The organism is Rhizobium sp. UFLA01-1127, assembly GCF_059803845.1.
Map to the genome: position 1 here is coordinate 1 of NZ_JAUQTZ010000104.1, position 21,907 is coordinate 21,907.

Sequence of the window (21,907 nt, forward strand, 5' to 3'; positions counted from 1 at the left end):
GGTGCGCATCAGCGCGAGCGAGGTCATCGGCACCGAAGTTCTGCCGCCGATCCTTGCCGGATTGCAGGCAAGATATCCCGATCTGATCGTGGAGCTTTCGGCCTCCGATACGGTGGAAGACCTGCTGCAGCGCGAGGCCGATATCGCCGTGCGTATGGTCGCGCCAGCGCAAGAAGCACTGCTCGCCCGACATATCGGCATCATCTCTCTCGGCCTCTTCGCCCACCGCACCTATATCGAACGGCACGGCAAGCCCGAAACTCTCGAGGAATTGCGCGGGCACAAGCTCATCGGCTTCGATCGCCAGACCGCCTATATCCGCATGATGCTGAAGCGTTATCCGATGCTCGAAGGCATCTCCTTCAACTTTCGTTCCGATCACAGCATCGCTCTGCATAACGCCCTGCGCGCCGGCATCGGCATCAGCTTTTATCAAATCCCCTTGGCGAGCCGAGATCCGAACCTCGCGCAACTGTTGCCCGAGATAGAGGTAGAGATCGACACCTGGATCGTCATGCATGAAAACCTGAAGACTTCACCACGCTGCCGTGTGACATTCGATGCCCTCGTCACGGGTCTGCTTGATTACATCAAAGGAAACAACGCGGAGAGTGGATCTTGACCATGGGAACAGTGGTGGAACTGGTGCCGGCTCCGCAGATCTCTCCGAAGCGACGCAAGGCCAAGCCACCGGAGCCGGCCTATCGCTGCCCCCCGACAACCAGACGCACGAGCGCCGAAGATCTTTCGCGATTATCTTCGGAGGCACCCGGCAAAGGCGGCAGCCTATGCCCCGCTGAAACCGGGACTGGCTGAGCCTCATCGGCATGATGCGATCGCTACACCGCCGAAAAACGTCACTTCGTTGATGCGATCACAGAAAAGGCGTCAGACAAGCAGAAAGGCTAAGCGCCCGGGGCAGTATCGACCGGCGGGAAATGCACCTGGCCATCGATGACCTCCGTTTCCGGCCGGTCGCCGCCATCGGCGTATTCCTCATGCCACTTGCCGCTCTCGTCCTGCCAGCTGATTTCGGCAGAGTCGCCCCCGACCTGCTGCTCGGCCGCCACGATTCTGGCTGCTTCCACCGCCTCGGAATGTGTCGGAAACGCTTCCGAATAAACGTCACGGAAACGATAAGCCCATCCACCATCATGCGGTACGATTTCGTAAACGACCTTGACCATTCAAACCTCCTTCTCATCTGCCAAGACCTTCGGATCCGGACGCTACCGGCAGGATCGCGTGCATATGAGACGGGTTTCGAGTATGCCGCGACGTTGTGGGTTGGGCAGACACCTATTTGCGCAGTATTTCATTAAACGCCGCGGACTGCAAATCGCCCTCTTACACGGCAAGCTTGATGTGCCAAATCGTTGATTTAGAGTGCAACCGTAAATCGGCGCAAAGGTAGGACAGTGAGTACAGCAAATTGGTTCAGGCAGGAGAAGGCCCTGTTCGCGGCGTTGGCGATTGCCGTCGTTGCCTATCTTGGCGAGCATTCCGTGCTCGAAATGGGACAAAAGGCGTCATTGGTCGCCGCAGCGGCATTGATCGCCACGATCGTGCTCACATCCATGCGTGTTGCGCATCACGCCGAAACCCTCGCCGTCAAGGTCGGAGATCCCTATGGCACGATGATCCTGACCTTGTCGGCCGTCGCCGTAGAAGTCATCATCCTCGCCATGATGATGAGCGGGGAAACTTCGCCGACGCTGGTGCGCGATACCATCTACGCTGCCGTCATGCTCGATATTAACGGCATCCTCGGCCTTGCCGCCCTTCTCGGCGGGCTGAAACATGGCGAGCAGCCCTACAATGACGATTCCAGCCGAACCTACGGCGTGATGATCCTGACGGCCATGGGCATTTCGATGATCGTGCCGGAATTCATTCCCGGTGCGAAATGGCATTATTATTCCGCCTTCACCATCGTCGCCATGATCGCGCTCTACGCGCTGTTCCTGCGCATGCAGGTGGGCAGACACAGCTATTTCTTCAGCTACAGCTATCCGCGCACCGAAAAGAAGCCTGCGGCGAAAGAAGAACATCACGAGAAAGAGTCCACGACAGCCTCCATCGGCACCATTCTGATCGGCGTCGTGCTGATCGGCGCGCTCGCCGAGTTCATGTCGACCTTCATGGATACGGGCCTCAGGGACACAGGAGCGCCGCCCGCCATTGCCGCAGTCGTCGTTGCCGCCATCTCGGCCGCACCGGAAATTCTGACCGCTCTGCGCGCGGCACTCAGAAACCGCATGCAGGCGACGGTCAACATCGCCCTGGGTGCGTCTCTTTCGACCGTCATCCTGACGGTGCCTGTCATGGAGGCGATCGCGCTCTACACAGGGCAGCCCTTCATCATGGCGATGTCGCCGGCGCAGACGGTCATGGTGATGATCACGTTGATCGTCGCCGCCATCAACCTCAACGACGGTGAAACCAACGCCATCGAGGGCATGACCCACTTCATCCTTTTCGCCGCCTTCATCATGCTGACCACGCTCGGTCTTTGAGTCTGATTCCAAAGACTTGCGCCGGCCGGCGGATTCAAATTGCGAAGCGCTTGAATCGGTTGATGAAGCCGACTCGGCCGCGCGAATATGAAAAGCCCGCCATCTCTGGCAGGCTCTTCATTTAAGTTGTCGTCGGCAGTTTACTTGCAGGCAGCGCAGAAGCGCTGGATACGGCGGCAAGCTTCTTCGAGCAGCTCTTCCGAGGTCGCATAGGAGATGCGGAAGTTGGGGCCGAGGCCGAAAGCCGATCCGTGCACGACGGCAACGCCTTCCGATTCCAGCAGCTCGGAGACGAAATCCTCGTCCGTCTCGATGACCTTGCCGCTCGGAGCCGTCTTGCCGATCAGGCCGGCGCAGGACGGATAGACGTAGAAAGCGCCTTCCGGAACCGGGCAGGAAATGCCCTTTGCCTGGTTCAGCATCGAGACAACGAGATCGCGGCGGCCTTCGAAGATCTTCTTGTTGCGCGGAATGAAGTCCTGCGGACCGTTCAGCGCCTCGACGGCAGCCCACTGGGCGATCGAGGTCGCACCCGAGGTCTGCTGGCCCTGGATCATGTCCATGGCCTTGATCAGCTGCAGCGGACCGGCGGCATAGCCGATACGCCAGCCGGTCATCGCATAGGCCTTCGACACGCCGTTCATCGTCAGCGTGCGGTCATAGAGGCTCGGCTCGACCTCGACCGGGGTGGCGAACTTGAACTCGCCGTAGGTCAGGTGCTCGTACATGTCGTCCGTCAGGATCCAGACATGCGGATGCCTGACCAGCACGTCCGTCAGCGCCTTCAGCTCGGCATGCGAATAGGCGGCGCCCGACGGGTTGGACGGTGAGTTGAACATGAACCACTTGGTCTTCGGCGTGATCGCCTTTTCAAGATCGGCAGGCTGAAGCTTGAAGTTGTTGGCCTGCGTCGTCGCGACGAAAACCGGCGTGCCGCCGCACAGCGACACCATTTCCGGGTAGGAAACCCAGTAAGGCGTGGGGATGATGACTTCGTCGCCGGGATTCAGCGTCGCCATGAAGGCATTGAACAGGATCTGCTTGCCGCCGGTGCCGACGATCGTCTGCTCCCAGCTATAGTCGAGATTGTTCTCGCGCTTGAACTTGGCGGCGATCGCCTTGCGCAGTTCCGGAATGCCGGAAACCGGCGTGTACTTCGTCTCGCCGCGATTGATCGCGTCGATGGCGGCCGTCTTGATATTATCGGGCGTATCGAAATCCGGCTCACCGGCGCCGAGGCCGATCACGTCGCGTCCTTTTGCTTTCAGCTCGCGCGCTTTCTGGGAAACGGCGATGGTGGCAGAAGGCTTTACACGGGAAAGAGCGTCGGCAAGAAAGGCCATGGTGATCGGTCCTATTCGGTTGAAAATGGCAGAAAGCCTGTGGACCAGATTTCTGCGCTAAGCTCTATGTCGAATATGGACCGACGTTTCAAGCACAAAGGCGTCACAGTGGCTTTATTTCATGGCTTTCCGCGCGGCGCGCGCATGCTTTTCTTATCCGGCTAGAAGCCTGTCCGAAAGAGCCGGCACGCTATTTTTGCCTGGGCCGGATCAATCGCAGCCAGGCGCCCAAAGGCATTCAAACCTGAATCATTACGCGAAGTACCTGAATCAGATTATGAAGATGGCGGAATTTTCCATTATGGATCAGTCACTTCCTCGATATTCGTTTTCTGCGGCCCTGGTCGGATACATCTTCCGCGGCAAAGTCTCCGCCAGCCGACACGATTGGGAGATCCGGCAAGCTGCCGCTCGTCGGAAGCGAGAACACAAAGACGTTATCGGCTCCGCGGTCAGCCTTGAATGGCAACCGAACGGTCCCACCTTGCAAAAAGCGAGCCCATTGGGAGGTCAAACAGATGCGCCCTGGCAGAGCGGGATTTTCGATCGCCTTGACGGCCTGCGCGTTTCTGTCGGCAACGTCGGTGCGGGCAGAACCCGCCGAGACCATCAAGACGCAAAAGGTCGACGTCAAGGTCGAGACCGTCGCGGCCGGACTGGAACATCCCTGGGCGGTCGCCGTGCTGCCCGATGGCGCCTATCTCGTGACCGAACGGCCCGGCAGCATGCGGCTCATCCGTGACGGCAAGATTTCCGCTCCGATCTCAGGCGTCCCCAAGGTTTACGCACATGGTCAAGGGGGCCTGCTGGACGTGGAGCTCGATCCGAATTTCTCCGGCAATCGCACCCTCTATTTCACCGCCTCGGTGGCCGGCGCCGGCGGAAGCGGCACGGCGGTATTCCGCGCCAGACTGTCACCCGACGAAAAGCAGCTGACCGACGTGAAGCGCATTTTCGTAATGAACAAGCTATCGCGCGGAAATCTCCAATACGGCTCGCGCATCGCGATCGCCCGCGACGGCAGCCTTTTTGTCAGCCTTGGCGATCGCTTCCAGCAGGATCGCGCGCAGGATTTTCACGACGATGCCGGCTCCATCATCCATATCGGAGCAGATGGCAGCATCCCTGCCGATAATCCGTTCAGGGACGGAAAGCGTGCCCTTCCCGAAATCTGGACGAAGGGCCATCGCAATCCTCAGGGCATCACCTTCGACAGCCAGACGAACAAACTCTATACGGCCGAGCACGGCGCCAAGGGGGGTGACGAAATCAACACGCCCGAACCCGGCAAGAACTACGGCTGGCCGGTCATTTCCTACGGCGTCAATTATGACGGCACGAAAATCGGGATAGGCACCGCAAAGGCTGGCATGGAACAGCCGCGCTTCTATTGGGACCCATCGATTGCGCCCGGCGCCATCGCCGTTTATCGCGGGAAGATGTTTCCGGAATGGAACGGCGAATTCCTGGTCACCGCACTGAAGTTCGAACTGCTGTCACGACTGAGCCGGGACGACAAGGGCAGGATTTCGGAACAGGAACGCATGTTCAAGGGCAAGTTCGGCCGCCTGCGCGATATCACCGTTGCGCCCGACGGCGCCCTGCTGATCACGACCGACGAGAGCCATGGCGCCCTCCTCCGTATATCGAGGGCCGAGAGCTGAGTTGACCGGAAGGGTTCCGTTTGGATGCCTTTCACCCTTGCCGCAAGCAAAAGCAGCTGCTAACGGTCGCCTGCTCTTTCCTCCCTCCCGCAGGATGCATATGTCTCGCATACAGGCGAATTTGTTGTTGTTGCTTGCCGCCGCGATCTGGGGCGGCGGTTTTGTGGCGCAATCGACGGCGATGAAGGCGATCGGCCCCTTCTGGTTCATCGGCCTCAGATTCGCCGTGGCCACCGTGGTCGTCCTGCCCTTCGTATGGATGGAGAATAGAAAGGCTGCGAAGCCGCTGACGCCTCGCAACTGGCTCTCCTTTCTGCTGATCGGCATCGCTCTCTTCGGCGGAGCGGCAACCCAGCAGCTTGGCCTTTTGACGACGACCGTCACGAATTCCAGCTTCATAACCGGCCTTTACGTGGTCTTCGTGCCGCTGATCGCCGTTATCTTCCTGCGCCGGGCACCGCATTGGATCATCTGGCCTGCGGCATTAATGGCGCTCTGCGGCATCTATCTGCTTTCCGGCGGCTCCTTCTCGCGTCTGAGCATCGGCGATTTCCTGACCGTCATCTGCGCACTCTTCTGGGCGGCTCAAATCACGCTTGCAGGCTCCGCAGTCAACGAAACCGGTCGGCCGCTCGGCATCTCCGCCATGCAATTTGCCGTCACCGCAGCCCTCGCTCTCGGCGTCGCAATAGTAATTGAACCGATCAGCGTGACCGATATCCGCGCGGCCCTCGGCGAAATCCTCTATGTCGGCGTTTTTTCCTCCGGCCTCGCTTTCGCGCTGCAGATCATCGGCCAGCGTTACACCACCGCATCCCAGGCAGCGATCTTCCTATCGTCGGAAGCATTGTTCGGCGCCTCGCTCGGCGCTTTGCTGCTGGGCGAAACCATCGGCCCGCTCGGCTATGCCGGCTGCGCCTTGATGTTTGCAGCCATGCTGTCGGTGGAACTGGTACCGGAATTGGCTCGCCGGCGCGGCGTCACAGCATAAAAACGCCGGAAATGCACGCTTTCAGCCGCTCGATCATACGGTTCGGCGAAATTTTTTGAACAACCGAAAACGGCCGTTCACAGCTGCCGATTTGGGAAAATTTCGCCAAAACTATATCGCGAGCGATGCAAAAACCTTAGAAACTTGTTCCTAAGTGGGAAAATTTGCGAATCGCGCTAGCACAGTCGCGTTACGGTATTGTGCCTGTTCGGACACGTTAAAAAACTTTTGCTTGCCAATTTCCCATAAAAACAGCACTCTCGGCAGTGTTCGGGCATTTTTAGAGCATGGGAAGTCCTAATAGAATTGCGCTCCGGAAACGCTAATATTCCGGTCAGCTTGGTCGAGAAGCGGGGTGGCAAGCATCGCATCGAGATCATGCCGAGTTACGGGGACCTTTTCCTTCAAATTTCGAGAACTGCCTGCAAGCGCCCGCAAGGGCAACTGAAGTAATGCTGCCCGTGTGGATGGTGGGCAGAGAGAAAAGGACCTGAGGCATGGCCGAGACTGGCACTGTAAAGTTTTTCAATACCGATAAGGGCTTCGGTTTCATCAAACCGGACAAGGGTGGCGCGGACATCTTTGTACACATTTCTGCTGTTCAGGCTTCTGGTCTGGCAGGATTGTCGGAAAACCAGAAGGTAAGCTTCGACACGGAACCGGATCGCCGCGGCAAGGGGCCGAAGGCCGTCAACCTGCAGATTGCTGGCTGAGACACCTTACGGCTATCAAATTCGAGTTGAAGCCCGGCAGCGATGCCGGGTTTTGTCATTCAGTCTGCATTCAGTTTGCCCGGTATAATTTGCCTCTGATGAAAGGGCGGGAATGACTTTTGCCCCGCTTCCGTTAGAGGATAGGCCAATGACCAAAACGCTCGTCATGTCCGCCGTCGCCGCTGCACTGACGGTCACGTCCATGCGTGCCGCTTCCGCCGATGAATATTGGCATCATCACAACCGGGATGGCTGGGCGCTCGGCGCCGCCGGCCTCGCAACCGGCCTGATCGTCGGCTCCGCCATTGCTAGCCAGCCGCGCTATGTCGAGCCGGGGCCGGTCTATGCCGATCCGGACTACGATGCGCCTCCCCCGCCCTACTACTACCGCCCGCCGCCGCGCCGCATCGATGTCGAACGTGACGTCAGCTACTATGCGCCGGCGCCGGCCTACGGCCTGCGCCCCTGGTCGCCCGCATGGATGCGCTATTGCTACGACCGCTACAGAAGCTTCGACAGCCGTTCCGGCACCTATGTCGGCTATGACGGCATGCGTCATTTCTGCGCCGCCAACTGATTTCCGGCCGCGGTTTATTCGAGAAATGGGAACGGAATCGCCACCTTCGAGCCCGGCCTCTGACTGAAATTCGAAATACCTTGCGCTGCAAAACCGGCTCTTTTCACCACCGCTGCCGCCGCTTCCGGCTGCGCGGGCAGGCTTTCCGGATTAGGTTGCAATGGACGTCAGAAACTATTTGATCGAAGGCGTTTCAGGGACTGGCAAGACCGCAGTCGCCGCCGAACTGCAGCGGCGCGGTTACCACGTTATCCATGGCGACCGGGAGTTGGCTTATCGAGGCGATCCGGAAACGGGCGAACCGCTGGATGGCTCTGCCGATGATAAGCCCATTCCGGATATGGCCTTTGCGCACAAGCATCATCTCTGGGATGTGGGCAAAGTCAAATCGCTCGTCGCCGATCGAAGCCATCCAATCTCCTTCTTTTGCGGCGGCTCCAGGAATTTCCATCGCTTTATTGATCTGTTCGATGAAGTCTTCGTCCTCAGCGTCGATCTGGAAACGCTGAACAGCCGGCTCGCCAGCAGACCGGAAGACGAGTTTGGCGGAAAGCCTGCCGAACGAGACGTGATCATGCGACTGCACGCAGCGCAGGAAGATATTCCGAAGAATGCGGTGACCATCGACGCGACGGCACCACTCGTCCGCGTCGTGGACGATATCCTCTCGAAATGCCAAAAGAGCGGCTAATAGCGCGCGAGCAAGCTTCCCGCGCTTTCTTTACAACCCGCGCAGGAAAGGATTGGTGCGACGCTCGTCGCCGATCCGGCTGCCAGGCCCATGCCCGCAAATGAAGCCGACTTCGTCACCGAGCGGAAAGACCTTGTCGCGGATCGATTCCAGAAGCTGCTGATGATTGCCGCCAGGCAGATCCGTTCTGCCGATCGAACCATTGAACAATACGTCGCCCAGATGGGCAAAGCCCTGCTTCCGGTTGAAATAGATGACATGGCCGGGCGCATGGCCCGGGCAATGGAAAACCTCGAATTCATGCTCGCCGAAGGAAACCTTGTCCCCCTCCTTCAAAAAGCGATCCGGCGTGACGTTGCGCACACCGCTGATGTTGAACATCTTGCCCTTGCTTTCGATATCCTCCAGCAGGAAGCGATCGTCCTCATGCGGGCCGATCACCTCGATGCCGAGCGCCTCGCGCACCTCATCGGCACCGCCGGCATGATCGATATGGCCGTGCGTCAGCCAGATGGCTTTCAGGGTGATGCCGTTCTCGCGTACCGTCTGCAGGATGATATCGACATCGCCGCCCGGATCGACGACGACGCCTTCTTTCGTCTCCGGATCGAACAGGATGGTGCAGTTTTGTTCGAAAGGGGTTACCGGGATGATGCCGGCTTGGAGCATGGCCATGGAGCGCCTCGTCTGTTTGATCGTCTTGCTGCCGATATAGCCGCAAACGCCAGGCAAAACAGCCCCTGCCACGTTAAAGCAGCACGAACACCGGAGACCGGCCGCATTGATACGCGAAAATAGCCGGTTATCTCATGTGGTTATTTATCTGCCGGTCGAACGATAGTCCGACGCATCCGGCAAACTGGAACACTCAGGCACTCGAAGCGTTGAGGATAAGTCTTTCAAGACAGAAGGAGAAAACCAATGTCCTTGAAAAGAAATCTCCTGCTGGCCGGCTTCGTTCTTCTCGGCAGCGCAGGCTTGACCCAGGCCGAGATGTCCGCCACCACCGCCACCGATATCGAAGTTCGCTCAGGTCCCGGCTCGGAATTTCCAACGGTCGGCGTCGCAACGCGCGGGTCCGAGGCAACGTTGGATGGCTGCGTCGAAGGCAGTCGCTGGTGCCGGGTCGATGTCAATGGCATGCGCGGCTGGGTCTATGCGCAATATCTGAGCGTCGAGCAGAACGGCACATCCGTCGTCGTCCAGGACCACCGGGACGATCTCGGCATCCCCACGATCACCTACGAGCAGACCGACCCGATTACGACGGGCAGCGTTCAGCCCGCGCAGCCAGGTCCGAACGACCAATTGCTCGGCCCTGCTGATCGCAGCGGCGGCAATGTCGTTGCAATCACCCCGCCTGAGAACGTTCGAACGTATATCGATGACAATCCGGTCGATACCGTCCAGCTGAACGGCGATGTGGTCGTCGGCGCCACGGTCCCGCAGAGTGTCGAGATACACCGCATTCCGGACTACCAGTACAGCTACGTCGAAATGAACAACCAACCGGTGCTGGTCGATCCCGGTTCGCGGCGCGTCGTCTACGTATACCGCTGATTCGCTCGCAAGAGCGATAAAGACGGCAAATTTTGCGTGCGGCCGAGCGGCCGCATGTTCGCGGAACGGATTTCCCCCGGAATCATCGAGGAATTCTCCCGCTTGAGTTGCTCTTCTATTTCCACCTGTCGATGCATGATGTAATCCTAATATCAATGAGGATTATTGCCGTTCCCTGGCATCGATCCGGGGGGCCGCGAGCGGGCATCCGGAAGCGTCTCCGGAATTTTGGGAGAAGGGCAGTCATGGAAAGTCTCGGGCCTATCATCACACAACTGATAGCCGGTGCCATCGGCGGCAACGCCGCAAGCGCCGTTTTGAAGCAGGACGGGATCAATCTCGTTGCGAGAACGATCGCCGGCGCCATTGGCGGCCTCGGCGGCGGTGTCCTCCTCAATCTGATCGGCAGTGAAGCCCTTACGGGTCTCATTGCGCAAGGCATATCCTCGCTGATCGCCGGCGGCGTGCTCTCCGCGATCGTCGGCGCGGTTCTCGGCCGCAAGTCATAAGCATTAAGCCGCGCAAGCCGGAGAACGCAGCCTGCCCGGCTTGCGTGGGTTCACGTCAAATCCCTTGGGAACTGCGGTCCCAATTGCGTGAAAATAAAAAGATGGAGCAATTTCGTGGCTCCGCTCAAAGCGGAAACACCTCAGATTTGCGTCATGCCGCTCGGCAACCTCTGAACTTGGAAGGATGACGGCGAACTCTGGCTGAACGAAGCTTTCGCAGGCTCGGCCGCCTTCAAGCCAACACGCCGAAACAAGCCTCTCTTCCCGATCTGCCGGGATTATCCGTCGCCGCTCCACGAATGGCTACTGCTCTCATTGTGTCGCATTCGCGAGGCGCGGCGGGAAAAATACGGGATTTGTTGAAGTTTTCACCGACGCGCGCTTAATTTCCCAATAAGATCACCTCTTTTGAGCCATATGCCATTGTACAAAAGCAGCGGGTGACGTTAAAATATGTCAACAAAGCTGACGTATTTTTGCGTAAATTTCGCGGACGCACCATAATTGGAAAGGAAATGCCACAGTGTCACGACAGATGAGCCAAAACGCGGCAAAGGCGGAGCTGCTGGCAGCGCCGATGCAGAATGCGGGGGGCATCGATTTCGAGATCATTGAGCTGCTTTTCTTCGCCTACCGCGATTTCGTGTCGGATCCGGATCAGATCCTCATCAAGAGCGGCTTCGGCCGGGCTCACCACCGCGTCGTCCATTTCGTTAACCGCGAACCCGGCATGACGGTTGCGGACCTTCTGGAAACATTGCAGATCACCAAACAGAGTTTGGCGCGGGTTCTCAAACAATTGATCGATTCAGGTTATATTCGCCAGGTCGCCGGCCCAGAGGACCGCCGGCAGCGCAAACTGTATCCGACCCAATCGGGCCGCGACCTGGCTCTGGCACTGGCCGAGCCGCAATCGCGCCGCATTGAGCGGGCATTCGAGGGCGCATCGGAGGCAACGCGCGAAAGCGTGAAGCGTTTCCTGAGGGGAATGCAGACCGAGAAATGACGACAATTGAGGCCACGCGGCGGCTGGTACGGAATACGTCGACAATATTCAAGGGCAGGACAGGATCGAGACGGATCGAATGACGACAAAAGCAGCAATCTCGGACGATGCAGCACATCTTTTGGTCGTGGACGACGATACGCGTATCCGCGCCCTCCTCAACCGTTACCTCATGGAGAAGGGCTTCCGGGTAACGGCCGCCGCCGACGGCGCCGAGGCCCGCCGCAAGCTGGAAGGGCTGGACTTCGACCTCATCATCATGGATGTGATGATGCCCGGCGAATCCGGCATCTCGCTCACATCCAGCCTGCGGGCGATCAAGAACATCCCAGTCATAATGCTGACAGCGCTTGCCGAAGCCGATTCCCGTATCGCAGGCCTTGAAGCCGGTGCCGACGACTATCTTCCGAAGCCTTTCGACCCGCGCGAGCTGGTTTTGCGCATCAACAATATCCTGCGGCGCAACGCTCCCGCCGATTCCCCGAAAATCGAGCTCGTGATGTTCGGGCCTTACACGTTTTCCTTGACGCGCAAAGAACTCAAGAAGGCCGCGGAGCTCATCCGCCTTACCGATCGCGAACAGGAGATCATGCTGCTCTTCGCCAAGCGCGCCGGCGAGACGATCCCGCGCCATGAACTCATCGGCAACGATGCCGAGGTGGGCGAGCGCACCATCGATGTGCAGATCAACCGGCTGCGCCGCAAGATTGAAGACGACCCGGCCAACCCTATCTGGCTGCAGACGGTGCGTGGCATCGGCTACCGCCTGAGCATAGACTGAGACCGGCTCCGCGAGACCAAGTGATGGTGACCTTCGATTCGATCAGACGCGACCAAGATCATACGCCGTCCAATGGATTGCGGTGGCTTTCGCGCTGGATGCGTCGCTATATCCTGCCGACCGGTCTCTATGCGCGTTCGCTGCTGATCTTCATTCTGCCGATGATCATCCTGCAGGCGGTCGTCACCATCGTCTTCATGGAGCGCCACTGGCAGATGGTGACGCAGCGGCTGTCGATGGCGACCACGCGCGACATCGCCGCCATCATCACCATCATCCAGACGTATCCGCAGGATGCCGACTATTCCGCCATCACCCAGATGGCACGCCAGAAGCTGGATCTCGCCATTTCGATCGAACCGGGTGGCGAACTGCCGCCGCCCGGCGAGAAGCCTTTCTTTTCGATCCTCGACGGCATCCTGAGCGATGAAATCCGCGACCAGATCAACCTGCCCTTCTGGATCGATACCGTCGGCAACTCCAGCCTGGTCGAGATCCGCATCAAACTGCCCGACAAGGTGCTGCGCGTCTTCGCCAAACGCAGCCAGACATACGCGTCGAATACGCATATCTTCATCCTCTGGATGGTCGGCACCTCGCTGGTGCTGATCGGCATTGCCGTCCTGTTCCTGCGCGGCCAGATCCGCCCGATCCTGGCGCTGGCTCAGGCCGCCGAAAGCTTCGGCAAGGGACAGCGGCTGGAAAACTATTCCCCCCGCGGCGCCGACGAAATACGCCGCGCGGGCCTTGCCTTCATCCTGATGCGCGAGCGCATCGAGCGGCAGATCGAACAGCGCACCGCGATGCTCTCCGGCGTCAGCCACGACCTGCGCACTGTTCTCACCCGCTTCAAGCTGCAGCTCGCCCTTGTCGGCGACAATCCGGATCTCGTCGGCCTCAGCGAAGACGTCGAGGATATGCAAAGCATGCTCGAGGGCTACATGGCCTTCGCACGCGGCGAGGCGGAAGAAGATGTCGGGCAGTTCAAGCTCAGCGACATCCTCGAGAAGATCCGGCAGGACTTCACGCTGCATGACAAGTCCATGAGCTTCTCCATTGAAGGAGATGATGAAATCTCCGTTCGGCCAAACGCCTTTACCCGTCTGGTGACTAACCTGGCCACCAATGCCCGCCGCTATGCCAACAGCCTGCGCGTCGAGGCCAAGCATAGCGCCAAATGGCTGACGATCGTCTTCGATGACGACGGACCGGGCATCCCCGTCCAGGCGCGCGAGGACGTCTTCAAGCCGTTCTTCCGGCTGGATTCGGCGCGCAACCTCGACAAGTCCGGCACCGGCCTCGGCCTTGCCATCGCCCGCGACATTGCCCGCAGCCACGGCGGCAACGTCACGCTCGGCGACAGCCCGCTCGGGGGCCTGCGCGCCACCATCCGCATTCCTGCCTGAAGGAGACACTATATGCCGATCGATATTGACGGCATGCATTGGCTCAATGCGCCGCCGGTATGGGAAATGAACCAGGGGCGATTGTTCGTCCGATCCGGCAACAAGACCGATTTCTGGCAGGAAACCTATTACGGCTTCCACCATGACGACGGTCATTTTCTTGGAAAGGCGCGCCGCGGCGATTTCACGGCGGAGGTGACCTTCATCGGCCGCTATGACGCGCTTTATGATCAGGCCGGCCTTATGATCCGCCATGACGCCAGGCACTGGGTGAAATGCGGGATCGAATATACCGACGGCGCCAGGCATTTCAGCGTCGTCGTCACCAATGGCAACTCCGATTGGTCGGCCTTCCGGCTGGATCACGAGTTTGACGCCATGTCGGCACGGGTGACGCGCAACGGCGACGCCCTCTTCATCCAATACCGCACCGACCGGATGGACGAGTGGCGCATGGCAAGGCTCGCCTGGTTCGATCCGACGCTGGAGGAAGTCTTGGTCGGCCCGGCCTTCTGCTCGCCCCAGCGCGAAGGCTTCGAAGCGGAATTCCTCGATTTCAGCCTGACAGACCCGGTATCACGGGATATTCACTGACCCCTTCATTTCGACGGCGGAAGGAAAGTCGCTCACATCATCCGTCTGCCGTTCGGCACCGGCTGGGTCACCGCAGCTAGAACGATCGCACCCGACTCGTCTTCGAAACCAAGGGTCAGTACCTCGGAACGCACCGGCCCGATCTGGCGCGGCGGAAAATTGACCACGGCCAGCACCTGCCGGCCGACCAGGGTTTCAGGCGTATAATGTACGGTGATCTGCGCGGAGGAGCGCTTGATACCGATCTCCGGTCCGAAATCGATCCTGAGCTTGTAAGCGGGCTTGCGCGCTTCCGGAAAGGTCTCGGCTTCGATGATCGTTCCGACGCGGATATCCACCCTCTCGAAATCGCCGTAGGTGATCTCTTCCGCCATGTCCTGCCCTTTGTCGAAAACTCAGCCGGCCAGTTCCTGCGCCCGTTTGCGAGCCGCTTCGAGAGCCGCATCGAACAAGGGCTGCATGCCATCCTCCGCCATCAGCACGCTCAACGCTGCAGCGGTCGTGCCGCCGGGAGAAGTCACATTCTGGCGCAGACGCGAAGCGTCGTCGGGAGACTGGTGCAGCAATTCACCAGCCCCCGCGACGGTTTCCCGTGCGAGCCGCATGGCGAGGTCCGCCTGCAGGCCGAGCTTCCGGCCCGCCTCCGCCATGCATTCCACGAGATAGAAAACATAGGCAGGCCCACTGCCCGAGACTGCGGTCACGGCATCGATATCGGCTTCGTCAGACACCCATTCGACGGGACCGGATACCTTCAAAAGGCTTTGAACCAGCTGCCGCTGGCGTTCGCTTACACGCGCATTTGCAAAAGCACCGGTGACGCCGCGCCCGACCATGGCGGGCGTGTTCGGCATGGCGCGCACCATGGCCGCTTCCCCCAGACTAGCTTCAAGCGAGGAGAGCGTCTTGCCGGCTGCGATGGAAACGACGACGGTCCCCTCGCCCATGGCAGACTTGAACGGCGGCAGAACCGCATCCATGACCTGCGGCTTAACGGCGATGAAAAGAACACCCGCCGTCAGGCCTTTCGGAACCTCGGTGACATGGCTTGCGCCGGCATCCGCAATCGTCTTCCGCATTGCATCGGCCGGGTTGGGATCGACGACGATGACCGATGATCCAGGCACGCCGTTCTTCAGCCACCCCGTCAGCAACGCGCCACCCATATTGCCCGCACCGATCAGGACGATCGGCCCGGAGGACGCAAATGCGTTGGCGGATTGTTCACCTGTCATGTCACGCTTCGCCCACCGTTTCGAAAAGTACCGCTTCCATGGCGCGGTTGGCATCGAGGCCGGACCATACCACGAATTGGAAAGCCTGATAGTAGGCCTCACAGGTGTCAAGCGCGTTGGAAAGCAGCACCTCCACCTGCCGGTTGGTGGGCTCGGCCCCGCCGGACAAGAGCAGCGATTGGCGGAAGATGACGATGTCTTCCTGACGCCACAGATCGAAATGACCCATCAGCACCTGCCCGTTGATGCAGGACAGCAGCTTGATCACTTCGTTGACGCGCGGATCCGGAACCTTGACATCGAACGCGCAGGCTATGTGCAGCGCCTCGAACTCCTCCATCCAGGAGAACGAGACGTGATAGTCGGTCCATCGTCCCTCGACGGTCATGGCGAGTTCGTCCTCGCCGGACCGTTCGAACGACCAGTCATTATTGGCAGCGACGAACTCGATCATGTCGACCGGATTCGATTGTCGTTCGGCTTCCATTTCCATAAGGCTCATGCAGCACCTTCTTGACCGGATCGGTTGCAGTTTTCCCGTGGCTCGACACTGAAAGAACGCAAACAATTTTACTCCGGAAACATCCTCGGGATGATGTTCAACGGCTGCCAGACTAACGCTTCCACCATGCCCGGGGCTTACCAAGTCCGTTTCGAATCATCATTTAAAATCAGTGTATAGCGGCATGCCCGGCATGCCAGCCCCCGAACGGTGATTTTGGAAACGCCACTGTGGAAAGCTCTTCCGACGCCTATTCAGAAGGGAGTCATAACCGACTCTGGTGATTGGCTTTTTTGCCTATGTCCACAGGTGGAAAAACAGACGGAAATTTTCAGAGGAAAAAGGCACGGCAAACGGGTGTCGCACCGATCTGCAAACAGAAGCCCGGGCTTATTCGCCCTTGGAAGCAAGCTTGGCTTCGAGCGCTTCGATTCTCGCCAGCAGCGCCTCGTTCTCGTCGCGTGCCTTGATCGCCATTTCGCGGACGGCTTCGAACTCCTCACGCTTGACGATATCCATGCTGTTCAGCCAGCGCTCGGCATGAGCATTGAAGGCGGTCTCGATTTCGCGGCGCACGCCCTGGGCAGCACCGGCGGCATCGGTCATCAGCTTGGCGAATTCATCCAAGATTCGGTTCGGTCCAGTGCTCATGGCAATCTCCTTGCAGCCGTCGGCCCTCAACGGTCAGGCATCGATATGGGCCAGATAGTACTGAGGTAGGATTTCCAAGGGGCCGATGCAAGCGAATTGAGATAGGACGGGACAACCCGCCCCATGATCTCGGGCGGATCAACAATCGACTTGACCGTTTCGACAGCGAACGCCATGTTCCGCGCACATTTAGCTATATAGCATGATCCTGTTCCGGAATGGCACGGTGCTTTCGGGAATCATGCTGCAACGGGCCTGACGATCTTGCTGACATCCGCCAACCTCGCCGCCATCCTGCCGTTTCCGGATATCGACCCGGTCGCCGTCTCTCTCGGGCCGGTTTCTGTTCATTGGTACGGGCTTGCCTATGTCGCGGGTATTCTGCTCGGCTGGTTCTATGCGAGGCGGCTGGTCGACAACGGCAGGCTCTGGCTGAACGATACCGCACCGATGACGCGCCAGCATCTGGATGACTTTATCCTCTGGGTCGCCTTTGGCATCGTTCTCGGCGGCCGCATCGGTTATATCCTCTTCTACGACCTCGATCCCGTGCTGGCTAACCCGATCCGCGCCATCGAGGTTTGGAATGGTGGCATGTCCTTCCACGGTGGATTAATAGGCACGACTATCGCCATGATCTTGTTTGCGAGGCGCAACCAGATCCCAGCCTGGAGTCTGTTCGATATCGTTGCTGCCGTCGCGCCGATCGGCCTATTTTTCGGCCGTATCGCCAATTTCATCAATGGCGAGCTTTGGGGCCGGGTCAGCGACGTTCCGTGGGCGATGGTCTTCTGCAGCCCGCATGTGATCGCCGCCCATAACGGGGTCTGCCCCGCCGGTCCCGATCCGCGCCACCCCAGTCAGCTCTACGAGGCCGGCATCGAAGGCATTGTTCTCTTCCTCCTGCTCTTCATTCTGACCCGCTGGGCGCTGGCGCTGAAAAAGCCGGGCACGGTCAGCGGTATTTTTGTGATCGGCTATGCCTTCTCGCGTATTTTTGTCGAATTCTTCCGTCAGCCTGACGAGCAGCTCGGTTATCTGCTCGGCACGAACTGGCTGACGATGGGCATGGTGCTGTCGCTTCCGATGGTCGCCATCGGCCTTTGGGCTGTTATCCGCGCCCGTCAGGCAGCGGCAAGGCAGATGGCTTGAGGTGGGGTTAATATCGCGTGATCCTTGCGGGAATGGCTCGCAGTCTTTCACGGTCACGCAATAGCGAAAGCAAAGAATGACGACGGCGCTCGGGGAAAAAATCAAAGCCATCATCCGCACGAACGGGCCGTTGAGCATCACGGATTATTTTTCGCTGTGTCTCGCCGATCCGGTGCATGGCTATTACAAGACGCGTGAACCTTTCGGCCAATCCGGCGACTTCGTCACCGCGCCCGAAATCAGCCAGCTGTTCGGCGAAATGATCGGTGTCTTCATGGTGCATGCCTGGCAGCGGCATGGAACGCCGGCCATGGTACGTCTCGTCGAAATAGGGCCGGGACGCGGCACGATGATGTCGGACATGCTGCGCGTCATCGGCAAGCTGGCGCCGCCGCTCTACGATGTGATGACGGTGCATCTCGTCGAAACCAGCGAGCGTCTGCAGGGCTTCCAGCGCCAGACGCTCGAAACCTACGGCGCAAAAATCTCCTGGCACACGGATTTCGGCGAAGTGCCGGCGGGTTTTACCCTGCTCGCCGCCAATGAGCTCTTCGACGCCATTCCCATCCGCCAGTTCGTCCGCACCGCCAACGGTTTCCGCGAACGCACGGTCGGCCTCGACGTGAGCGACGAACTGGCCTTTACGGCAGGCATCGCCACGCTCGATCCGGCGCTTCTTCCCGAGGGCGCGCTTCCTCCGATCGGCACGATTTTCGAAATCGCGCCGGCCCGCCAGGCCGTTATGACGACGATCTGCGACAGGCTGGCAGCCCATGGCGGCACGGCACTCGCCATCGACTATGGTCACATGGCCACAAGCTTCGGCGACACGCTGCAGGCCGTGCGCATGCATGAATACGATCCGCCGCTGGAGCATCCCGGTGAGGCAGACCTCACCAGCCACGTCGATTTCCAGCATCTGGCGCAAACCGCCCTCGCCTCCGGCATGCACATCAACGGCTGCTGCCATCAGGGCGATTTCCTGATCGGGCTCGGCCTGCTGGAGCGGGCTGCGGCGCTCGGCCGTGATCAGGATGCGGCGACCCAGGAGAATATCCGCATTGCCGTGGAACGGCTCGCAGGTGCCGGCGAAGGCAAGATGGGAGAACTCTTCAAAGCGCTGGCAATATCGAGCCCGGCGATCGATCTCCTGCCCTTTCGTCCCATTAGCTGAAGCTTGATCACCAATCCTGCGGATTGACAGCGCGCGCCGGGCTGGGCCAACATCCCGGTCAAATCGAACTGCTTCGCCGCGGCTGCGTTATGTCAAGCACGACACGCCATACCGGATATCAAGGGACACTCTCGTTGCCGACACCACTTGCAAGCACGCTTTTGAGCGCCGCCCAGGCTGCCAATATTCGCCACGGCTATTTCACCCGTGCCGGCGGCGTCTCCGAAGGCCTGTATCGCGGGCTGAACGTCGGCCTTGGTTCGCATGACGATCGTGAACATGTGCAGGAAAACCGCCGCCGGGTTGCCGGCTGGTTCGGCCTGCCTGTCGAACAGCTCGCCACCGTGCATCAGATCCATTCGCCCGATGTCGTGACCATCAAGGCGAATTACGATGGCAGCCGGCCGCAGGCCGATGCAATGGTGACGGCCACGCCGGGCATCGTGCTCGGCGTGCTCGCCGCCGACTGCGGCCCCGTCCTCTTCGCCGATCCGGAAAACCGTGTCGTCGGCGCTGCCCATGCCGGCTGGAAGGGCGCGCTGACCGGCGTGCTTGAAAACACGATCGATGCAATGGTGGCGCTCGGCGCAAAGCGCGAGGCAATCATTGCCTGTCTCGGTCCCTCGATCAGCCAGGCGAGCTATGAAGTCGGCCCCGAATTCGTCGAGCGCTTTCTCGCTTGCGATCCCGACTATGCCAAATATTTCGCGTCATCCGCGCGGGCCGGCCATGCCATGTTCGATCTGCCGTCCCTGACGATCGATCGCCTGCGCAAGGCTGGCGTTACGGCGGAAAGCCTGAACCTCTGCACCTATCCGGACAAGGAGCGATTCTTCTCCTATCGGCGTACGACGCATGCGAAGGAGCCGGATTACGGACGGCAGATTTCCGCCATCGCTATCGGGGAGGCAACCTAATATGGCCCTGCATTTCGAACGCAGCGAATTCGATGCTCGCCTGGCACGATTGTTGGCGAGAATGCAGGAGGAAAAGCTCGATGCCATGCTGCTCTTCGCACAAGAGAGCATGTATTGGCTGACGGGCTACGATACGTTCGGCTATTGCTTCTTCCAGACGCTGGTCATCAAGGCGGATGGATCTCTGACGCTGATGACGCGCTCGGCCGATCTGCGCCAGGCGCAGCTGACCTCGGTCATCACCGACATCCGCATCTGGGTCGATCGCGTCAACGCCGATCCGACGCTCGATCTCAAGGAGCTCTTGTCCGATCTCGATCTGCTCGGTGCCCGTATCGGCGTCGAATACGACACTCACGGCATGACGGGCCGCATCGCCCGGCTGCTCGACCAGCAATTGGCGAGTTTCGGCCAGATCGTCGACGCCTCCTATCTCATCAGCCGCCTGCGTCTGACCAAGAGCCCCGCAGAAATCGCCCACATCGAACGCGCCGCGGCACTGGCCGACGGTGCCCTGGACGCGGCGCTCTCCCTGGTCAAGACCGGCGTGGATGAGTCAGATATTCTCGAAGCCATGCAGGGCGCCGTCTTTGCCGGCGGCGGCGATTACCCGGCCAACGAATTCATCATCGGCTCGGGGACGGAAGCCCTGCTCTGCCGCTACAGGTCCGGCCGACGCAAGCTCGATGCCGATGACCAGCTGACGCTGGAATGGGCCGGCGTCGACGCTCACTATCACGCGGCCATGATGCGCACGATCGTCATCGGCACTCCCAGCCATCGCCACCGCGAGCTCTACAGCGCCTGCCTGGAAACGCTGCAGGCGATCGAAACGATCCTGATGCCCGGGCACACCTTCGGCGATGTTTTCGATATGCACGCCAGGATCATGGACGAGCGCGGCCTTGCCCGCCATCGGCTGAACGCCTGCGGCTACTCTCTTGGCGCCCGGTTCTCGCCTTCGTGGATGGAGCACGAGATGTTCCATATGGGCAATCCGCTGGAGATTCAGGAGAACATGTCGCTCTTCGTGCACATGATCATCATGGATTCCGACAGCGGCACCGCCATGACCCTCGGACAGACCTATCTGACGACCTCGCAGGCTCCGAAAGCCCTTTCCCGCCACCCTCTCGAATTTCTTAACCGTTAGGGGCGTAAGATAGCGATCCTGGACGGTAAGCCCGTCGGGAGAAAGGATCGCGTCTATGGGACTGGTCAGGATAACGTTGACTGTCGCCGGCTTTTGCCTCGCGCTCTCCGCCTGCAACACCACGGACGCCCTGACGCCGCCCGAGGCCATCGGCGATGCCGGCTCGAGCCCTGTTACGCAGCGCGATGTCGAGCGCATGGCCTCCGCGCCGCAACGCCGTCAGGTCCCTCAGGACACGCAGGACAGCTACGGCTACCAGCAGCAGACCTCGCAGCAGGCATACCAGCCGCAAAGCTACGGCGGGAGCGGCACGCTCGACGAGCAAGCGTCCGCACTGAGGTCGAACGGCACCAATCCTTACGCCTCCCGCCCTCTCGACGGCTCTCGGACCGCTTCAATCGCTCCGGTCGGCAATCAGCCTTCGGAGACCGATGAGCAGCGCGAGGCCGACCGGCGCCTGTCGGACGATCCGCAACCTCGACAGCAACAGCAGGCTGCCGAAGACCCTCAGCCAGACCAACAGCAGCCGGATCAACGGCAGGCATCGCTGCCGCCTTCCAATCCGGCCGGCGGCAACAGCATCCGTTTCCTGCCTATCATCGGCGCTCCCGTCGAAGCCGTCACGCCGCTTTCGCGCCAGCTCGGCGCCGACGCCCGCTCGCTCGGCCTTACCATCAAGAGCTCAAGCGATTCCAGCGCCGCGTATATCCTGAAAGGCTATCTCTCCGCCTTCCAAGATGGCCCGCAGATCTCCGTGACCTACGTCTGGGAC

26 protein-coding genes are annotated in these 21,907 nt (G+C 59.8%); 19 read left to right on the forward strand and 7 right to left on the reverse strand.

Annotation, left to right across the window (positions count from 1 at the left end; all coding sequences use genetic code 11):
• Together Q4Q11_RS22665 and Q4Q11_RS22670 are read left to right on the forward strand one after the other, a co-directional pair.
• Nucleotides 1–622: LysR substrate-binding domain-containing protein (locus tag Q4Q11_RS22665; RefSeq protein ID WP_498570897.1), on the forward strand; the 622-nt coding region annotated here is incomplete at its 5' end.
• Between the two features lie 120 nt (nucleotides 623–742).
• Nucleotides 743–958, forward strand: a complete 216-nt coding sequence (locus Q4Q11_RS22670) for a hypothetical protein (protein WP_498570906.1) — start codon at nucleotides 743–745, stop codon at nucleotides 956–958.
• On the opposite strand, the gene Q4Q11_RS22675 is transcribed toward Q4Q11_RS22670, so the two are convergent.
• The gene (locus Q4Q11_RS22675; protein ID WP_112505914.1) at nucleotides 906–1,187 is read right to left on the reverse strand and encodes a DUF2188 domain-containing protein; all 282 of its coding nucleotides are present in this window, start codon (nucleotides 1,185–1,187) and stop codon (nucleotides 906–908) included. The genes Q4Q11_RS22670 and Q4Q11_RS22675 overlap by 53 nt on opposite strands.
• A gap of 231 nt (nucleotides 1,188–1,418) precedes the next feature.
• Between Q4Q11_RS22675 and Q4Q11_RS22680 the strand changes: the two genes are divergently transcribed.
• A complete protein-coding gene (locus Q4Q11_RS22680) occupies nucleotides 1,419–2,516 on the forward strand; it encodes a calcium:cation antiporter (protein WP_113216337.1) in 1,098 nt (365 codons plus the stop codon).
• 140 nt (nucleotides 2,517–2,656) lie between these two features.
• On the opposite strand, the gene Q4Q11_RS22685 is transcribed toward Q4Q11_RS22680, so the two are convergent.
• Entirely contained in the window at nucleotides 2,657–3,859 is a 1,203-nt protein-coding gene (locus Q4Q11_RS22685) for a pyridoxal phosphate-dependent aminotransferase (protein ID WP_113216336.1), read from the reverse strand.
• Between the two features lie 518 nt (nucleotides 3,860–4,377).
• Between Q4Q11_RS22685 and Q4Q11_RS22690 the strand changes: the two genes are divergently transcribed.
• The 5 genes from Q4Q11_RS22690 to Q4Q11_RS22710 all read left to right on the forward strand — a co-directional run bounded on the left by Q4Q11_RS22690 (nucleotide 4,378) and on the right by Q4Q11_RS22710 (nucleotide 8,495).
• Nucleotides 4,378–5,523, forward strand: a complete 1,146-nt coding sequence (locus tag Q4Q11_RS22690; protein WP_498570898.1) for a PQQ-dependent sugar dehydrogenase — start codon at nucleotides 4,378–4,380, stop codon at nucleotides 5,521–5,523.
• Nucleotides 5,524–5,623: 100 nt separating this feature from the next.
• Nucleotides 5,624–6,514, forward strand: coding sequence for a DMT family transporter (locus tag Q4Q11_RS22695; RefSeq protein ID WP_498570899.1), 891 nt, complete (start codon nucleotides 5,624–5,626; stop codon nucleotides 6,512–6,514).
• 497 nt (nucleotides 6,515–7,011) lie between these two features.
• Nucleotides 7,012–7,227, forward strand: a complete 216-nt coding sequence (locus tag Q4Q11_RS22700) for a cold-shock protein (RefSeq protein WP_004116423.1) — start codon at nucleotides 7,012–7,014, stop codon at nucleotides 7,225–7,227.
• A gap of 148 nt (nucleotides 7,228–7,375) precedes the next feature.
• Nucleotides 7,376–7,804, forward strand: coding sequence for a BA14K family protein (locus Q4Q11_RS22705; protein WP_498570900.1), 429 nt, complete (start codon nucleotides 7,376–7,378; stop codon nucleotides 7,802–7,804).
• 160 nt (nucleotides 7,805–7,964) lie between these two features.
• On the forward strand, nucleotides 7,965–8,495 hold the full coding sequence (locus tag Q4Q11_RS22710) for a DEAD/DEAH box helicase family protein (protein ID WP_498570901.1): 531 nt from the start codon (nucleotides 7,965–7,967) through the stop codon (nucleotides 8,493–8,495).
• A gap of 30 nt (nucleotides 8,496–8,525) precedes the next feature.
• Here the strand turns inward: Q4Q11_RS22710 and Q4Q11_RS22715 are convergent, their stop codons facing one another.
• Complete coding sequence (locus Q4Q11_RS22715) at nucleotides 8,526–9,170, reverse strand: MBL fold metallo-hydrolase (protein WP_113337293.1); 645 nt, start codon at nucleotides 9,168–9,170, stop codon at nucleotides 8,526–8,528.
• 246 nt (nucleotides 9,171–9,416) lie between these two features.
• Here Q4Q11_RS22715 and Q4Q11_RS22720 point away from each other — a divergent pair, with 246 nt between their 5' ends.
• The 6 genes from Q4Q11_RS22720 (at nucleotide 9,417) to Q4Q11_RS22745 (ending at nucleotide 14,351) form a co-directional block, all read left to right on the forward strand.
• The gene (locus Q4Q11_RS22720) at nucleotides 9,417–10,055 is read left to right on the forward strand and encodes a DUF1236 domain-containing protein (protein ID WP_112505933.1); all 639 of its coding nucleotides are present in this window, start codon (nucleotides 9,417–9,419) and stop codon (nucleotides 10,053–10,055) included.
• 245 nt (nucleotides 10,056–10,300) lie between these two features.
• On the forward strand, nucleotides 10,301–10,564 hold the full coding sequence (locus tag Q4Q11_RS22725) for a hypothetical protein (RefSeq protein ID WP_112505935.1): 264 nt from the start codon (nucleotides 10,301–10,303) through the stop codon (nucleotides 10,562–10,564).
• A 535-nt stretch (nucleotides 10,565–11,099) separates the two neighbouring features.
• Nucleotides 11,100–11,570 (forward strand): MarR family winged helix-turn-helix transcriptional regulator, encoded by a 471-nt coding sequence (locus Q4Q11_RS22730; RefSeq protein WP_498570907.1) that lies wholly within the window; start codon nucleotides 11,100–11,102, stop codon nucleotides 11,568–11,570.
• A 79-nt stretch (nucleotides 11,571–11,649) separates the two neighbouring features.
• On the forward strand, nucleotides 11,650–12,351 hold the full coding sequence (locus Q4Q11_RS22735) for a response regulator (RefSeq protein WP_112505941.1): 702 nt from the start codon (nucleotides 11,650–11,652) through the stop codon (nucleotides 12,349–12,351).
• A 23-nt stretch (nucleotides 12,352–12,374) separates the two neighbouring features.
• Nucleotides 12,375–13,757, forward strand: a complete 1,383-nt coding sequence (locus Q4Q11_RS22740) for an ATP-binding protein (protein ID WP_112505944.1) — start codon at nucleotides 12,375–12,377, stop codon at nucleotides 13,755–13,757.
• A gap of 12 nt (nucleotides 13,758–13,769) precedes the next feature.
• Complete coding sequence (locus Q4Q11_RS22745) at nucleotides 13,770–14,351, forward strand: DUF1349 domain-containing protein (protein ID WP_112505946.1); 582 nt, start codon at nucleotides 13,770–13,772, stop codon at nucleotides 14,349–14,351.
• A gap of 32 nt (nucleotides 14,352–14,383) precedes the next feature.
• On the opposite strand, the gene Q4Q11_RS22750 is transcribed toward Q4Q11_RS22745, so the two are convergent.
• From Q4Q11_RS22750 to Q4Q11_RS22765, 4 genes are all read right to left on the reverse strand, one after another.
• Nucleotides 14,384–14,725, reverse strand: coding sequence for a tRNA-binding protein (locus Q4Q11_RS22750; protein WP_113216595.1), 342 nt, complete (start codon nucleotides 14,723–14,725; stop codon nucleotides 14,384–14,386).
• Between the two features lie 21 nt (nucleotides 14,726–14,746).
• On the reverse strand, nucleotides 14,747–15,586 hold the full coding sequence (gene proC, locus Q4Q11_RS22755; RefSeq protein ID WP_498570902.1) for a pyrroline-5-carboxylate reductase: 840 nt from the start codon (nucleotides 15,584–15,586) through the stop codon (nucleotides 14,747–14,749).
• A gap of 1 nt (nucleotide 15,587) precedes the next feature.
• Nucleotides 15,588–16,088, reverse strand: a complete 501-nt coding sequence (locus tag Q4Q11_RS22760; protein ID WP_041677603.1) for a type III secretion system chaperone family protein — start codon at nucleotides 16,086–16,088, stop codon at nucleotides 15,588–15,590.
• 390 nt (nucleotides 16,089–16,478) lie between these two features.
• A complete protein-coding gene (locus tag Q4Q11_RS22765) occupies nucleotides 16,479–16,739 on the reverse strand; it encodes an accessory factor UbiK family protein (protein WP_112505955.1) in 261 nt (86 codons plus the stop codon).
• Between the two features lie 264 nt (nucleotides 16,740–17,003).
• Here Q4Q11_RS22765 and lgt point away from each other — a divergent pair, with 264 nt between their 5' ends.
• From lgt to Q4Q11_RS22790, 5 genes are all read left to right on the forward strand, one after another.
• A complete protein-coding gene (lgt, locus tag Q4Q11_RS22770) occupies nucleotides 17,004–17,891 on the forward strand; it encodes a prolipoprotein diacylglyceryl transferase (RefSeq protein WP_112505958.1) in 888 nt (295 codons plus the stop codon).
• 76 nt (nucleotides 17,892–17,967) lie between these two features.
• Nucleotides 17,968–19,065, forward strand: a complete 1,098-nt coding sequence (locus Q4Q11_RS22775; protein WP_113337270.1) for a class I SAM-dependent methyltransferase — start codon at nucleotides 17,968–17,970, stop codon at nucleotides 19,063–19,065.
• An 89-nt stretch (nucleotides 19,066–19,154) separates the two neighbouring features.
• Complete coding sequence (gene pgeF, locus Q4Q11_RS22780; RefSeq protein ID WP_498570903.1) at nucleotides 19,155–19,982, forward strand: peptidoglycan editing factor PgeF; 828 nt, start codon at nucleotides 19,155–19,157, stop codon at nucleotides 19,980–19,982.
• A gap of 1 nt (nucleotide 19,983) precedes the next feature.
• Complete coding sequence (locus Q4Q11_RS22785) at nucleotides 19,984–21,135, forward strand: M24 family metallopeptidase (RefSeq protein ID WP_498570904.1); 1,152 nt, start codon at nucleotides 19,984–19,986, stop codon at nucleotides 21,133–21,135.
• Between the two features lie 55 nt (nucleotides 21,136–21,190).
• Nucleotides 21,191–21,907: hypothetical protein (locus Q4Q11_RS22790; RefSeq protein WP_498570905.1), on the forward strand; the 717-nt coding region annotated here is incomplete at its 3' end.

What these genes read in the sequence shown, in the direction of transcription:
- Q4Q11_RS22695 (WP_498570899.1), top strand. Translation starts at nt 5,624, where the DNA reads ATGTCTCGCATACAGGCGAATTTGTTGTTGTTGCTTGCCGCCGCGATC.
- Q4Q11_RS22720 (WP_112505933.1), top strand. Translation starts at nt 9,417, where the DNA reads ATGTCCTTGAAAAGAAATCTCCTGCTGGCCGGCTTCGTTCTTCTCGGC.
- Q4Q11_RS22690 (WP_498570898.1), top strand. Translation starts at nt 4,378, where the DNA reads ATGCGCCCTGGCAGAGCGGGATTTTCGATCGCCTTGACGGCCTGCGCG.
- Q4Q11_RS22675 (WP_112505914.1), bottom strand. Translation starts at nt 1,187, where the DNA reads ATGGTCAAGGTCGTTTACGAAATCGTACCGCATGATGGTGGATGGGCT.
- Q4Q11_RS22740 (WP_112505944.1), top strand. Translation starts at nt 12,375, where the DNA reads ATGGTGACCTTCGATTCGATCAGACGCGACCAAGATCATACGCCGTCC.
- Q4Q11_RS22775 (WP_113337270.1), top strand. Translation starts at nt 17,968, where the DNA reads ATGACGACGGCGCTCGGGGAAAAAATCAAAGCCATCATCCGCACGAAC.
- Q4Q11_RS22750 (WP_113216595.1), bottom strand. Translation starts at nt 14,725, where the DNA reads ATGGCGGAAGAGATCACCTACGGCGATTTCGAGAGGGTGGATATCCGC.
- Q4Q11_RS22700 (WP_004116423.1), top strand. Translation starts at nt 7,012, where the DNA reads ATGGCCGAGACTGGCACTGTAAAGTTTTTCAATACCGATAAGGGCTTC.
- Q4Q11_RS22765 (WP_112505955.1), bottom strand. Translation starts at nt 16,739, where the DNA reads ATGAGCACTGGACCGAACCGAATCTTGGATGAATTCGCCAAGCTGATG.
- Q4Q11_RS22730 (WP_498570907.1), top strand. Translation starts at nt 11,100, where the DNA reads ATGAGCCAAAACGCGGCAAAGGCGGAGCTGCTGGCAGCGCCGATGCAG.
- Q4Q11_RS22785 (WP_498570904.1), top strand. Translation starts at nt 19,984, where the DNA reads ATGGCCCTGCATTTCGAACGCAGCGAATTCGATGCTCGCCTGGCACGA.
- Q4Q11_RS22705 (WP_498570900.1), top strand. Translation starts at nt 7,376, where the DNA reads ATGACCAAAACGCTCGTCATGTCCGCCGTCGCCGCTGCACTGACGGTC.
- Q4Q11_RS22725 (WP_112505935.1), top strand. Translation starts at nt 10,301, where the DNA reads ATGGAAAGTCTCGGGCCTATCATCACACAACTGATAGCCGGTGCCATC.
- Q4Q11_RS22715 (WP_113337293.1), bottom strand. Translation starts at nt 9,170, where the DNA reads ATGGCCATGCTCCAAGCCGGCATCATCCCGGTAACCCCTTTCGAACAA.
- Q4Q11_RS22745 (WP_112505946.1), top strand. Translation starts at nt 13,770, where the DNA reads ATGCCGATCGATATTGACGGCATGCATTGGCTCAATGCGCCGCCGGTA.
- Q4Q11_RS22710 (WP_498570901.1), top strand. Translation starts at nt 7,965, where the DNA reads ATGGACGTCAGAAACTATTTGATCGAAGGCGTTTCAGGGACTGGCAAG.
- Q4Q11_RS22685 (WP_113216336.1), bottom strand. Translation starts at nt 3,859, where the DNA reads ATGGCCTTTCTTGCCGACGCTCTTTCCCGTGTAAAGCCTTCTGCCACC.
- proC (WP_498570902.1), bottom strand. Translation starts at nt 15,586, where the DNA reads ATGACAGGTGAACAATCCGCCAACGCATTTGCGTCCTCCGGGCCGATC.
- Q4Q11_RS22735 (WP_112505941.1), top strand. Translation starts at nt 11,650, where the DNA reads ATGACGACAAAAGCAGCAATCTCGGACGATGCAGCACATCTTTTGGTC.
- Q4Q11_RS22760 (WP_041677603.1), bottom strand. Translation starts at nt 16,088, where the DNA reads ATGAGCCTTATGGAAATGGAAGCCGAACGACAATCGAATCCGGTCGAC.
- pgeF (WP_498570903.1), top strand. Translation starts at nt 19,155, where the DNA reads ATGTCAAGCACGACACGCCATACCGGATATCAAGGGACACTCTCGTTG.